This window comes from Algoriphagus aquimarinus (assembly GCF_900112005.1).
In the GTDB taxonomy this organism is placed as follows: domain Bacteria; phylum Bacteroidota; class Bacteroidia; order Cytophagales; family Cyclobacteriaceae; genus Algoriphagus; species Algoriphagus aquimarinus.
On record NZ_FOKK01000001.1, the window covers coordinates 455,849 to 470,715 of the forward strand.

Consider the following 14,867-nt stretch of genomic DNA (forward strand, 5'->3'; position numbering starts at 1 on the left):
CATGAAATTATCAACTCTCACCTTGTTGTCCTGCGCAATGCTGACATCGGGTATAGTCCTAGCTCAAGAAAAAACAGAACTTCAATATTTCCGTCAAAACAGTAAGGAGGGGTTGAATGTTTTTGAAACTCCTAAAGAAAAAGGAGGCGATTTTGACAAGGTTCGTGTATTTATAGGAGGCGATTTTGCACTGCAGTTCCAATCTATCAATCACTCCAATTCGCTGAATAATCTAGTAGAATTGGGCTCAAACTTCAACTTGCCATCCGCGAACCTGAATATCAATACGCAGCTCGCTGATGGGTTAAGATTGCACTTACGAACGTATCTCTCGGCTAAGCATCACAACGAGGCTTGGGTAAAAGGTGGATATCTACAAATTGACCGATTGGGATTTATCAAAGAAGGCTTCCTGGATGGAATTATGGATTACACCACCTTAACCTTTGGTATGGATGAGTTTAATTACGGGGATGCACATTTCCGTAGATCCGACAACGCCCGGGCAATCTATAATCCCTTTATCGGCAATTATATAATGGACTCATTTGCCACTGAAGCTTTTGGGGAAGTGACAGTTCAAAAAGATGGATTGATTGCTATCGTAGGTCTTACGAATGGCAAACTGAATCAAAGTGTCGTAGTAAACGACAATACGGATAACAAACCATCATTTTATGGAAAACTAGGTGTGGATAAGCAATTGAATGATGACCTCAGATTCAGACTTACAGGATCATGGTACTTAAATAAAGGGACTACTACTGGTACTTGGTTGTATGGGGGTGATAGAGCTGGCGGACGTTATTACAATGTTTTGCAGCCTTTGGAAGGAGCTTCAAATGATTTTGAAGGCAGATTTAATCCTCGCTTCAAACAAATGACGGCGTTTCAGATTAACCCATTTATTAAATATAAAGGGCTGGAATTCTTTGGGATTTTAGAATCTGTAGGTAATTCTGAGGAGCAGGGCGATGGTAATTTCACTCAACTTTCTGGAGAACTTCTTTACCGTTTCGGTGGTACTGAGCAATTTTATCTAGGTGGGAGATACAATACTGTAAAAGGCAAAAACAAAGCTTCCGATACTTCTGACATTGAAATAAGCCGTTTGAATATAGGTGGAGGATGGTTTATGACAAAAAATGTGATTGTCAAATTAGAGTATATGAATCAAGAGTATAAAAATGGTTTTAATGCAACTTCCATTTATAATGGAGCAAAGTTTAATGGTGTTAACCTAGAAGCTGCTATCAGTTTCTAATGACCATAACAAATTGCCTAGTCTATCTTTCTTAAGAGCAGACTAGGCAGTTTTTATATAAATTACCATGAAGATTGTACTTCTAGCACTCCTTACTTATTTCTCTTTTTTCTATACAAAGAGTGAATTGTCCGATGAGAAAATCTGGAGAATAGCCTCAGATAGCGTAATCGAAATTGCAGGAAGTACCAACATCTCCAGCTTTCGCTGTGAATCCAATCTATATCAAGGAGGGGATTTGTTGAAGGAAACTTATTTCCCCGATCTCCATATATCTAAATGGAGTGGAGAGATTATTCTCAAAACCGTCAATTTTGATTGCTTCAATGCGATCATGACTAAAGACTTCAGAGAGACACTTCAGATCGAGGATCATCCTACTATCAGTGTGCGATTTATCAATCTGATCAAAGAATCTGAAACTATAAATCAGGAAAATTTACGAGGAGAAGTGGAAATCACACTGGCAGGCGTATCTAAAATCTACCCGATTTCTTGTGTATTTCTTGCAAAAAATGGTGGAAAAGCACTTTTAGCTGGAGAACGTACGCTGACTTTTACAGATTTCAAGTTAGATCCACCAGTGAAGTTCTTAGGAACAATTAAAGTGAGGGATTCAATAGAGGTTAATTTTGCACTGGTGTTGGAAGAGCACAGTTAGGGAAGTTTCTACTACTCCTTTCCCACTGGTATCACTTCCCAATTCCGATCGAAGGAGGGAGATTTAAAATAATTGATTTGATTGAAGATTTAGCAGATTTAAAATATAGTGTGCGGAAGTAGCCTGCAGGTAATTAGTGAGCTAGTTGATGTAAAAAAATAGCAGACTTTTTCTTCGACTTTGCAAACTAACAGTCCATTATGTAAGTACTTATTTTTTGAGTTGCGATCTAATGCGATTAGTATAAAAGATTCTAGTTAGGGTATTAATCAGGTTTGTGGGCGCAAGTATCTCTGTGTATCCCTAATTGATCCATCTCTCTCTCCCTAATTAGAACTCAAATTAAAGATGTTCAAATTGAGATATCTACCCATGACCGCCTAGATCGAGGGATGTTTCCATTAAATTTGTGGCAGAATCAAATGAGGTAAGCTTTTTTTAATAGCTCTAGAAATAGATGTTATCAAGAACAAAGAGGTAATCATGGAAATTAATCCACATACACTATTAAAGAATGTATTTGGGTACGATGAATTTCGTCCTTTACAGCAAGAAATTATTGAGCGCACCTTGGCAGGAAAGGACAGTTTTGTACTCATGCCAACTGGCGGGGGAAAATCGATGTGCTTTCAGATTCCAGCTTTGTGTTTTGATGGAATTACGATTGTTGTCTCGCCTCTTATTTCATTGATGAAAGACCAAGTTCAGGCATTGCAAGCCAACGGAATAAAAGCAGATTTTTTTAATAGTTCTATTTCTCCACAAGCGGAAAATGAAGTGATTGCTCGAGCTACAAAGGGCGAAATTAAGTTGCTTTATTTATCGCCAGAGAAATTGATTTCTGTGAGCAATACCTGGTTGAGGAATTTGAACATAAAGTTAGTAGCCATCGACGAGGCACATTGTGTCAGCATGTGGGGACATGATTTCAGACCAGAATATACCAAGCTAAAAGCATTTAGAAATTCCTTGTCCCAAGTTCCTTTTATGGCGCTAACGGCCACTGCTGATAAATCTGCAAGAATAGATATTGAGGAACAGCTGGGCTTGAATGATTCCAAGCTGTTTATCTCATCTTTTAACAGGGAAAACCTGAGTATTGAGGTTAGAGGCCAAGTTCCTAAAAAGAAAAAACTGGAAGAAATTGGGCGTTTTGTAGAGAAAAAAAAGAATGAAAGTGGCATCATTTATTGCCTTAGTAGGAAGAATACCGAGGAAGTCGCCGATTATTTGAAGTCATATGGACATTCGGTAGCGTATTATCATGCAGGGATGAATCCCGAGGAAAGAGAGCGAGTTCAAACAGCGTTTATTTATGACGATACCAAAATTATCGTAGCGACGATTGCTTTTGGGATGGGGATTGACAAATCTAATGTGCGTTGGGTAATTCACTTTAATTTGCCAAAAAACCTAGAGGGATACTACCAAGAAATAGGTAGAGCTGGTCGTGACGGACTGCCTGCTGAAACAAGGCTATATTATAACATGAGTGATTTTGTGATGTACAGTCAGTTCGCGGAGGATGGGGCAAATTCAACTATGCAAAAGGAGAAACTGAATCGCATGTTGCAATTTGCTGAGGCGAAATCTTGTAGAAGAAGAATACTGCTTTCTTATTTTGGAGAGCATTTACCCAAAGATTGTGGGAATTGTGATGTGTGTGACAATCCACCCAAAGATTTTGAAGGCACTGTTCTGGCTCAAAAAGCGCTTTCCGGAATTGCCAGAATGAAAGAAAAGGAAGGAATTGCCATGTTAATTAATGTATTGAGAGGTTCCAATAATGCTGAGGTACATGCGAGTGGATATTCACAACTCAAAACCTATGGAGCAGGGAAGGACATTAGTTATATAGATTGGAGGGATTATATCATTCAATTGGCTAATCAAGGCTTGATTGAGATTATGTATAGTGAAGGTTCGGCATTAAAGATCTCACCCGTAGGATGGAAAGTGCTGAAGGGAGAGCTGTTCATAAAATTGACTTCACCAATACTAGCTGAAGAGAAAGTCAGTAGAAGGCCAAACATCGCTAAAATGGCAGATGAAGGAGAAGTAAATACGGATTTATTTGCAGCATTAAAGAAGTTGAGGTCTTCAATTTCCCGTGAAAAAAATGTGCCGTCTTACGTTGTTTTTAGTGACAAATCATTGAAACAAATGACGATAGATTTGCCTGTCACAGAAAACCAGTTCTTGGGAATTTCTGGAGTGGGAATGAACAAGATGGAGCAGTATGGAGAAGAATTTATGGACGAAATCCGAAAGTTCAAATCCGTAGCAAAACCAAAAAAGACTCCGACTATTATGGACACTTTTGCGATGTACAAAGAAGGGCTTAGCCCCATAGAGATCGCCAACAAAAAAAACATACAAATCACCACTGTTTATTCCCATTTATCGCAGCTATATACTGAGGGGAGAGAGGTGGAATTAGAGAAACTTGTATCGAAAGACGTGGTGGATAAAGTACGAGTTGCATTCAATGAATTGGACAGAGCCATATCTCTGAAGCCCATTTATGAAAAGCTAAACGAAGCTGTCTCTTATGGAGAAATAAGAATGAGTTTGACAATAATTCTTAAGAATGAATGAATTAGCTCATATAGGTGATTACTAGAAATTATACTTAAATCTGCTGGCTACGAAGGGATTACTATGCTGACAAGTATTGTTTGCCTATACACCAATCTAAGGATTCATCTAATTCGCCTTTAGGCATTTAACTTGTAATCTCTATCCAATTACCCTCTGGGTCTTCGATCACACTTTCATAGTATCCATCGCCAGTAGTTCTCGGTTCACCTATAATGGCTATCCCAAGAGTTCTAAAATCAGAAGTCATTTGATCTACCGTCTCTTTTGAACCTACAGAAATAGCAAAATGCGCCAATCCTGATACCATACCTCTAGGCTTTTGAGCTTCAGCAATATTGTTTCTCTTCATGAGTTCGATTCTGGAGCCAGTGGAAAAGCTGAGAAAATAGGAGCTGAAGCCTTTTGTGAGGTTTTCATATTTTTCACCCGCTGACATTTTGAATGACTGGCAATACCAATTCTTCATGAGTTCTAAGTCATCGACCCAAATTGCAAGATGTTCAATTTTCATAGTATTGCTTAGACTTACCGTTCTCTTCCAATAGGAATCACTTTCCAATTCTGATCGAAGTAAGGCGTTTGCTTGTAAAACCATGAATAAACAGTTCTAGGGGATTTAGTAAACTCTGGATTGGATGCTTTTTCTTCCTCAAATCGCTTTTTTAAGTCAGCATCTTCGGACAGCATTTTAGCGATCAAAGGTTCCATGATGTAGGTTTCCATGTATTCAGTTTGTGCCAAAATCGAATTGAAATATCCCCACTGGAAAAAGCTGTCGATCGACTCAGGCTCCATCAAAATGACCACTAGTTCTGCAAGCGATTGGTCTGTACTGATACGCGCAGAACCTGGCTGAAGTGTGACGGTTCTCTTTAATTTATCTAGCTCTACTGATTGAATGCGCAATAATCCCTCGTAGGGCTGACTACTCATTTTATATTCTCCTACAGTAGAAAACTCTAGATTCAATTCTTTCTCTTGGGTCAAGATTTCCATTTCGATTCCATGGGCCTTCATTTTTTGAATGACTGCGCCCCATTCTGCAGGAATCCAGTATGCCTTTGGCACTTGCACGTTCTCGACAGGTCTATCCATCAAAATGCTTGGTACTATCTGGGTGATTTTTTTTCCTTCCCATACCACGTAATCTCTTCCAGTGATAGCTGAGGTTTCGGTTCTCGAAGCGATCCCTAAAAACTCCATAGAATCTGCTGGGGTTTCTCTGAAAGCAAATTTCACTGTGATCTCACTTGGTTTTTGATTTTTGTCAGATTTCACCGCCGCTTGAAGCTCCGAAAAATGCCTGCTAACTGTTTTGATAGCTTGTTCTAGGAAAACATAAGTTCCTAATACGCGCTGCTCAAATGGCTTTAGCGAGTGATTTTCTATCAAAATCGAAGGTATATGCTTAATGTCTCCATAGGTATGAGAAAATCGTGGGCTAAATGAAAATGCCACATTTCCTTGAGTGAAGTCATTACCATTTGCAGCAAACAATAGCGGACCTGGGATATGTCCTTCATCTTTCAATGCCTGATCTACTTCTGGCTGAAAATAGGTAGATAACCAGTTTGAAATTTGAGGAGAGTAACCGCCGGTCGCTACATAGCCGTAGGTAATGTCGTATTGATAGTCCGCGCCGTCAGTCACGTGAATGTCCACATAAAGATCAGGATCGAAGCTGTTGATAACTTTTGCTACAGCTTGTATTCCTGCAGTTTCTAACTTGGTATAATCTCGGTTTAAATTTAGATTTTGAGCGTTCGTTCTCCAGCCCATTTCTTTTGGACCGCGCTGATTTACTCTACCATATTCACTTCTTCTTTCATGCCCATCCACATTCAGAATCGGGATAAAAAGTAGGTTTGCATCATCCAGAAGTGCTAATTTGTTTCCTTGAGAAATGTCTCGAAGCAACATCATACCTGCATCCTTGCCATCTATTTCTCCTGCATGAATTCCTGCCTGAAAGAATATCAAGGGCTTTTTGGATGTGGATAACTCATCCTCCGAGAAGCTTCGATCTTTGGAAGCGATCACCAACTCTATAGGCCTTCCTTGTTCGCTAGTGCCAAGGGTTACGATTCTGAGGTATTCAGAATTTGCCACTAATTTCTCTACCCAAGCAATAGTTTCTGAATATGTAGGTGACTCTAAACCATCAGAAAGTTCAAAAGGAGTCACCCATTTATGAGACTTATCCACAAGTAATTCTTTGCTTTTGCCACTCCACGGAAGGGTAGGAGGCATAATGTCCTGGGCGAAGGATGCGAAAGGCGAAGTAAGGATAAGGATCGTTGAAAGAATGTAGAGTAATGGTTTTTTCATTTGGAGTTCTTTTTTCAAATATCGAAAGTACTTCGATAGTAGCGAATCAATTTTGGTTAAAGTGACTATTGACCATTTAAAAGATCAATAGTCAAGTCTGGGAAGAAGATGAGCTTTTGATTAAGTGCCTTAATATTAGCTTTTGTACATGATTTCGTAGTATTCCTTCGCCATTCGGTTACTCTCAAATCCCTCGACCACATCTTTCATTCCTTGTTCTACGATGTCATCCCATTTGTCTTTATTTTCATAGTAGGTTGGGACTATTTCCTTTTCTAGCACCTGAAAGATGTTTTCTAAGTCAAAATGGTCTTGTTCCGGAATACTCATGTTTACGTAATCTGCTGTTGGCACAATGAAACTGTTTTTGCCATGCTCGGCAAATTCACAAATCCAGCCATCGAATGTACTGAAGTTCACTGCCCCGTTCATGGCTGCAGTCATTCCCGAAGTGCCGCTTGCTTCTCGGGGAACACGTGGATTATTTAACCATATATCTGCCGCTTGCTTGAGTCGCTTACTTAAGGTGAGTTCATAGTCTACACAGACAGCTACATTTGGATATTTTTTGCTAAGATGTACCAGCTGATTGAATGTGGAAATAGCCCCATAGTCAGAAGGGTATGGTTTTCCAGCCCAAATAATTTGTATTGGTCGTTCTGGATTGTTAATTAATGCTTCGAATCTGGCCAGATCTCTAGTGATTAAATCAGGTCTTTTATATCCAGCAAAACGTCGGGCCCAAACTATTGTCAGCACGTTTGGATCAAGTAATTTTCCCGTCTGATCTGCTACCAGTTCGAAGGCTCTTTTTTTCAAATAGTGCTTCCTGTCTTCAAATGCCGGTTTGTTATCTGTATTCATGAAATGATACAGCTGCTTGTCCGCCCAGTAAGTATAATTCTGCGAGTTGGTAATCGAGGTAATTTCAGGAATATCCGAATATTTACTCCACATCTCTCTGCTCACCTTGCCATGAAGCTTACTTACTCCATTAGCTTTTCTGGCAAATCGAAATGCGGCCAAACTGTGATTGAAAAGATCTCCTTCCATCCCCGTCAGCTCTCTGACTTCTTCCAACGGATAGCCATTGAAATATCCCATTTGATCACATAAGTAGATATCATGCTTCTCGTTTCCAGCTTCTTCAGGAGTGTGTGTGGTGAATACCAAACGTTTTTTTACTTCTTCTTTGGAACCAAACTTTCTCATCAGGTGAAAAACAGCACTGACGCCGTGAGCCTCGTTGAGATGATAGACATCAGGATTGAAATTCAATTCGTCAAGTAATTTGGCTCCACCGATCCCCAACATGATGAACTGCGCTACTTTGGCGGCAGTATCTGAATCATACAGTCTATGTGTGATGGTTTGGCTGAGGTAGTCGTTTTCTGGTAAGTCGGTACTCAAGAGAAACAGCGGCGCACTGTTAAAAGTCTCTGGAGCTAGATACATAGCTTTTACCCAAACAGGATTGCCGTGAATGGTTATTTGAAACTTGATGCCGGTATCTTGGAGAAAGCTATAGGTCTTTTCATACCACTCAGCCTTAAGGGTCTGATCCTGATTTCTTCCTTGATCGTAATAGCCATATTTCCAGAGAATGCCGATTCCGATCAGATTTTGTTTGAGTTCATAGGCACTTCGTAAATGAGATCCTGAAAGAAAGCCCAGGCCTCCACTATAGATTTTGAGAGGTTGATGGATGGCAAATTCCATGGAGAAATAGGCGACCTTCTTGGAGTATTCCGACGAAATCTGATACGGCACGCTATAGTTTCTAAAATCAGTCATTGTGGATTGGTTATTTTTTCCAATTTAGTTGAAATCCGTAGACAAGATTCAGGAAGCGATACGTAAAGTATTTGAACTGAATTCGGGCTTTGATTTATAGTCTTATTTTCTTTAGAAATTCTTTATAAATAGGTGTAAACAGAAAGCGCAGAACTGATATAGTTCTGCGCTTCTACTTTTGTATATGTTGAGTTTTATGCTGGCAAAGCTGCCAGTCCATTTCCATCCGGCTTATTTTTCAAAACTGGATTGTCTTTCAAGATCATAGTTGCGCCGTTGGCTGGAGAATACGCAGTCCACTTTGGAAGAGTTCCAGCATTAGGATCCCCTGTTCTCATGAAGGAGAGGAGAGAAGCCGACATTTTCTCGGATAACTTTCGAGGTCTATCACCTCCACCTGTGTGGGTGTACATTCGGTCAGTATTGTCAAACCAAAAGCAAATATCTATGCAGTGAAAAGCTTTCATTCTGCCACTGTATAGCTCAGGTTCCCAGCCGAACCAAGCCAGATAAACTGGAGCCTTCTGCGTCGATTTTGCGTTTGCTGTAGCGACTGCTCCTTTTCTATTGGAAAGAATCATAGCCCAAAGATCTGCTGGGGAAGCTTCTGGGAAGTCTTTGCGATATCCTGCGATTACTTTATCTGTGGCTGTTCCAAAGTTAGCATTCAGTTTCTCGGCTACTCCAGTCCAATCAATTTTCTCTAATTCGGGGGATGTCCGCGTTGGATTCCACTCGTGGAAAGTAGTGCAGATCATTAAAGGAATGTCCGAAGCCAAGCCATTTGGATCAGAGAAGAACTCACCTTCTGGGATGTTTGCTCCATCCGCCACTGGGCTAAATCCTCCTCTAAATCCAGGCAACGGATTATCTTTTCGCATTTTTGCCATAGCCCTATTTGCTACATCTAGGTATTCCCGCCATGTCAGATCCTGCAACTTATCCACAGTATCTGAAGTCAATCCTGCTTCTTTCATGACGTATTCACCAAGGGTGCGAGAATATTCTTGGTTGGAAGCCTGAAGCATAGATCCACTCAAGGCAACCCCTTTATGCACCAATCCTTTTGCCGCAGGCATAGCCATAGTCGCAGTGACTTTTGCACCTCCTCCAGACTGACCTATAATCGTTACATTTCCTGGGTCACCACCGAAATTGGAAACATTATCCCGAACCCATTCCAGCGAGGCAATGATGTCGAGTTGACTGACGTTTCCGGAATCTGCATACTTAGATCCACCCACTCCCGAAAGATCAGTGAAGCCTATTGGCCCAAGTCTGTGATTGATTGATACGAAAACCATGTCACCACTTTTACTTAGGTTTTCCCCGTGATACCCGTCTTGCTCTACTGCGTTTCCGTTAGTGAATCCGCCACCATGAAGCCAAACGAGCACAGGTCTTTTTTTACCGTCCAAAGCCGGTGTCCAGACATTCAATTTGAGGCAATCTTCACTTAAGTCATCGTAATTCCAGTGATCTGCAAAGGAGTAATCTGGACTTGCATAGCGATTGTCCATGATTTGCGGAGCTGTATTTCCCCACCAAATAGTTGGCTTCACTTCAGTCCATGGAGCGGGTTTCTGTGGAGGCATAAAACGGTTTTTGCCCGAAGTGTCAGCTCCATAGGGAACCCCGAGAAAAGTATAAATATCATTTAATACATAGCCTCTCACCTTGCCTGAATTGGTATTTGCAATGGCAATGTCGTCGCCGATCTGGAGAAATTGACCTCCGTTGGCTGCCGGTTTTGAAGTGGAATTTGCTTGTGTAGAAAAAGGTACAACGGCTGCTAAACCTAATCCCGCCGTTCCTACCCCGACTTTCTTAAAGAATTCGCGTCTATTATTTTTCATGCTTAGGGTTTAATGTTAAAGGTTTGATCTTGAATAAAATATAGCAATTAAAGAATCCAGCCTTGGCGGGAAATGCATATTTAAACCCATAATTTATTTGAATGGGATATTATTGTTTCAAAATGAAAAAATAAAGGCTAAAAGTCAAAAAATCACAAAAAATTAAATAATTAGCTTAACAAATCCTTTATCGCTGACTCTTGAGTTGCATCTTCCAGCATGATCATCAAGTTGTCTCCTTCCATCAATTCGGTGTGTCCGTTTGGTGTGATAAATTTGTTATCACGCTTCACTATTACGACAAGAGAAGTGGGTGGAAATCCTATTTCGAGGATCTTTTTTCCGTTGGCCGCACTGCTAGATGAGAGTCGTATTTCCATAACCGCATTTCTGAAATCATCCGATAATTCTAGATCTAGTAGCGTTTTTCGCTTGAGTTCTGCAGGCAGGGCCAAACCCAATAGTTTGGCAGCCAGAGGCAAAGTAGGGGCCTGAATAGCTACTGAAGTAAGGACAATAAAGAAAACAATATGAAAGAGAGTCCAGGATATTTCAATTCCTGCAATCATCGGTACTGTAGCAAAAACAATCGGAACTGCACCTCGCAATCCTACCCAAGAGATAAAGGTTTTTTCTTTGAGACTGAATTTGAAGAAGGAAAGGGCTAGAAATACGCCCAGAGGCCTCGCGATGAAAATCAGAAACATTGCTGCGCCTAAAGCTACACCAGCAACAGGAAATAGTTGTTTTGGGAATACTAGCAATCCTAGAGTAATGAACATTACCACTTGCATCAGCCAAGCTACGCCGTCAAAAAACTTCATGAGGCTCTTCTTGTGTGCCATATTGGAGTTACCCACAGTGATAGCGGCAATGTAGACTGCCAGAAACCCGTTTCCATTGCAAAGATCTACCACGGTGTAGGTAATCAGCACCATTGCCAGTAGCATGACAGGATATAGTCCCTCGAAATCCAGCTTGACTTTATTGATGAGCAAGACAATTGCCCGGCCGAATACCCATCCTAAAAGTCCACCTACAACCATTTGGATGACGAAAAGGGGAATGATTTCCCAAATGGAATTGGTGTCCAAAGTGATAAAACCAAGGATGGAAATCGTCAGAAAGTAAGCCATGGGATCGTTACTGCCACTTTCTAGCTCTAAAAGTGGTCTCAAATTTCCTTTCAATCCTAGGCTTTTAGCTCGCAAAACTGAGAAAACGGCTGCTGCATCTGTAGAAGAAACTATGGCTCCAAGAAGCATACTTTCTAAAATAGATAATTCTGTAATCCAATATACAAAGCCACCCAAGGATACACTCGTGAGTAAGACACCAATCGTCGATAGCGATACTCCTGGCCACAAAACTGGTTTTATACTAGGCCACTTTGTGTCCATACCGCCTGAAAACAGGATGTAGGTCAGAGCTATAATCCCGAGCACCTGCGTGATTGCTGGATTGTCGAATTTAATGCCGCCAATCCCATCTGATCCGGCTAACATTCCTACTCCCAAGAAAATTAACAGCAGAGGTACCCCTGTTTTACCGGAAGTTCGACTGGCCAATACGCCTGCTAAAAGTAAAAGAGAACTGATTAAAAGTATGTTTTGAGCAGTAAAGATCATAAAGGTTAAGGTGGTTTGGTAAAACTAGGCACGTAAGGCCATTACTAAAAGTTATATAAATAGATTGAAATTGTGGAGATATCTAAATCTGAAGATATCCATAATATAAAATGAAGACCGACCACTTTTAAGTAGCCGGTCTTGATTCTAAATGCTAAAATCTTTTTCTTAAATCTTGACTCCGACTTACTGGCCTACCATAAAGATCGCATTACTCAAAATCAGTTTTCCAGACTCCCAGAATCCTCTGAAGATTGGATCATCCACAAAGTAAACAATCTCACCACGACCTGCACTTTCAACGCCTATCACCATGGATTCACCCATTTTTGATTTGACCTTGTAGCCAATGTAGCCTGTGCGGTGGGCCTCATTGGAGGAAATCACTCCCGCATTTACACCCTTGTCTAAGTAAGCAAATCTGCTCGCATTGTTTTTCAAGGTGTAATATTTCCCGCCTGTTCCGTATCCAAGTGGATGTGTGACATCCATGTCCACTTGATAGATTGCGCCAGCTGCTCCGCCAGAAATCGCTACTCGCTCGCCTTCTTGGTATGGAGCTAGACGTTCGGCTTTTGCTAAGGAATCTGCTTCTTTTTGAGCTGCTTTTTTATCATCATCTGAATCATAAGTTTTCAATGCAAAACCTTCTTTGTTGGCAAAAAGACTTAATGCTCCGTCGATAGCAATCAGTTTTCCGCCTTCACGAATCCAATCCATTAAGTTCTTTTGGCCTGATTCATTCAGTGCACTGCCGCGAGTAGATGGCATGATGATTACATCGTATTTGCTCAAGTCGTAGCGGGACATGTTTCCGGTTTCCAAGTTGCTTAGTGGATAGTTTAGCTCCTTTTCGAAGAAATGCCAGATAGCTCCGTAATTCAAAGAATTAGTGCCTTCTCCACCAATCAGTGCAACTTTTGGTGCCTGAAGTACGCGGACATTAGGCGAACCAAAATCTTTTCCTTTGTCCACATAGCCAGTCATAGTAGTGGCAAGCGTGACGCCGAATTTATTGGCGATGTCTACCATTTTCTGATCAAAATTCGAAATGTATTCGTTACCGCCTTTGGTGATCATGAGTGATCCGGCGGGGAAGCTTTTCCCTTCTACTTCGAAAGGAAATTCATTGTATTTCACGCGAATACCAGCATTCAGAAGCGCAGACAAGAAAGCTACATCACGTGTTCCTTGCCAGGCTGCAATGTAAGCGACAGGAGTTTTTCCTGCTTGATTTGCGGTGAAAGTTGGTTTCTCATATGCTGAGGTAGCTTCGAGTTTTGTCTCTACTGCGAAAGCTTCCAAGCCGTATGCATAAGGCATGGCCCAGCTCGTGATATCATAGGTGATGCTGTCATGCAAAGTAGGACTTGGTTCGAAAAATACCTGAGTTAAGACAGATTTGGGCTGGTGAGCACTGATGATGATGTCCTTATCTGTGGTGGCGAAAGACTCACTCTTGCCAGTTCCATAGGCAAAGCCTTTCAATCCTGATTTTGAACTAGCCATTCCATAGCGAATGCCATTTTTATCTAGCAATTCAAGCAGTTTGGCTACCTGAGCTGGGTTGCTTTCACCTTTGATGATAAAGCTTTTGTATTTGCCTTTAGGATTGGTTGAGTTGTCTTTGTAGAATTTTGCAAACTCAGAAAGCAATCGCTCAGCATTCTTGCTTGTCACTTCGGCAGCCGACATAGCGGCGGTGTAGTGTCCCTCGATTCTATAGCTTAATGTAACCGTGTCTCCTACTGAATTTAATCCACCGATGCCAGCTTGTCCGCCACCACCTTGCTCGATAGTCATGCCGATAGCCCCGTTGAACATAGGGTAGGAATCCCCATAGGATGGATAAAGCAAATCAAACTGCTCTTTGGTAAAGTAAAATCTTCCAGCCTCATCGAAGTATTTAGCTGTATTTCTGCCAAAAATATCCTGAAACTCATGCTGAAATGAGCTCAATTGCTCATGAAGAGGCTCGGCTGCAGGAGCCATGTAGAATGGATTGTTGATGCCTTGCTCATGGAAATCCAAGTGTAAGTGTGGCATCCACTCTTGGTAAACTTTCATTCTCGCCTGAGATTCTACCTGTACTTGCCAAGCCCAATCACGGTTTAGATCAAACAAATAGTGATTTGCACGTCCACCTGGCCAAGGTTCGTTATGCTCCACAGATTGCAGGTCTGGCTGAAGAGTAGTGTTCATTTTCTGGTTGTACCAGTTCGAGTATCTGTCACGACCATCAGGGTTGATCGCTGGATCGATGATCACTATTTGATTTTTCAGCCATTCCTGAGAGGTGCTATTTTCTGGGTTTGCCAGGGTATAAAAAGATGAAATGGCTGCTTCCATACCTACCGACTCATTTCCATGGACATTGAAAGACATCCAATTGATTGGAACTGAAGTTGAAGGTGAGCCTTCTATCAAACCTGCTCTCTTGAGGTTGTCAGTTCGGATCTGCTCCAGATTACCCATATTTTCGGAGCTCGAAAGTATCGCGATGATCAGTGGGCGTTTCTCATTGGTTTCGCCGTATTGGATGAGCTTGACATTCGGATTATTTGCCGCTACATGCTCGAAGTAATCGACCATGCGATGATGGGGGGTGAATCGGTCACCGGGTTTGTAACCCAAAAATTGCTCTGGTGTCTGGATCTGAGCCCAAGAGCTGATGGTGATCGAAAAAACGAATAATGATAAGAGTATGAGTTTTTTCATAGATGGGAATATATTAT

At 41.3% G+C, this 14,867-nt stretch carries 9 protein-coding genes; 3 read left to right on the forward strand and 6 right to left on the reverse strand.

Annotated features, from left to right (window positions below):
• The first annotated feature begins 1 nt into the window (after position 1).
• The 3 genes from BM291_RS02075 to recQ all read left to right on the forward strand — a co-directional run bounded on the left by BM291_RS02075 (position 2) and on the right by recQ (position 4,523).
• Positions 2–1,264: a hypothetical protein gene (locus tag BM291_RS02075; protein ID WP_092894508.1), complete on the forward strand. Its 1,263-nt coding sequence runs from the start codon at positions 2–4 to the stop codon at positions 1,262–1,264.
• Positions 1,265–1,331: 67 nt separating this feature from the next.
• On the forward strand, positions 1,332–1,925 hold the full coding sequence (locus tag BM291_RS02080; protein WP_092894509.1) for a YceI family protein: 594 nt from the start codon (positions 1,332–1,334) through the stop codon (positions 1,923–1,925).
• 483 nt (positions 1,926–2,408) lie between these two features.
• Entirely contained in the window at positions 2,409–4,523 is a 2,115-nt protein-coding gene (recQ, locus tag BM291_RS02085; RefSeq protein WP_092894510.1) for a DNA helicase RecQ, read from the forward strand.
• Positions 4,524–4,650: 127 nt separating this feature from the next.
• On the opposite strand, the gene BM291_RS02090 is transcribed toward recQ, so the two are convergent.
• The 6 genes from BM291_RS02090 to BM291_RS02115 all read right to left on the reverse strand — a co-directional run bounded on the left by BM291_RS02090 (position 4,651) and on the right by BM291_RS02115 (position 14,850).
• Positions 4,651–5,037 carry a VOC family protein gene (locus BM291_RS02090; protein ID WP_092894511.1) on the reverse strand — a complete coding sequence of 129 codons (387 nt, stop codon included), beginning with the start codon at positions 5,035–5,037 and terminating at the stop codon, positions 4,651–4,653.
• Positions 5,038–5,051: 14 nt separating this feature from the next.
• Positions 5,052–6,854 (reverse strand): M14 family metallopeptidase, encoded by a 1,803-nt coding sequence (locus BM291_RS02095; RefSeq protein WP_092894512.1) that lies wholly within the window; start codon positions 6,852–6,854, stop codon positions 5,052–5,054.
• Positions 6,855–6,989: 135 nt separating this feature from the next.
• Positions 6,990–8,648: an alpha-glucan family phosphorylase gene (glgP, locus tag BM291_RS02100; RefSeq protein ID WP_092894513.1), complete on the reverse strand. Its 1,659-nt coding sequence runs from the start codon at positions 8,646–8,648 to the stop codon at positions 6,990–6,992.
• Positions 8,649–8,842: 194 nt separating this feature from the next.
• Complete coding sequence (locus BM291_RS02105; protein ID WP_092894514.1) at positions 8,843–10,504, reverse strand: carboxylesterase/lipase family protein; 1,662 nt, start codon at positions 10,502–10,504, stop codon at positions 8,843–8,845.
• 170 nt (positions 10,505–10,674) lie between these two features.
• Positions 10,675–12,132 (reverse strand): potassium/proton antiporter, encoded by a 1,458-nt coding sequence (locus BM291_RS02110; protein WP_092894515.1) that lies wholly within the window; start codon positions 12,130–12,132, stop codon positions 10,675–10,677.
• A gap of 186 nt (positions 12,133–12,318) precedes the next feature.
• Complete coding sequence (locus tag BM291_RS02115; RefSeq protein WP_092894516.1) at positions 12,319–14,850, reverse strand: M14 family zinc carboxypeptidase; 2,532 nt, start codon at positions 14,848–14,850, stop codon at positions 12,319–12,321.
• Positions 14,851–14,867 lie beyond the last annotated feature (17 nt).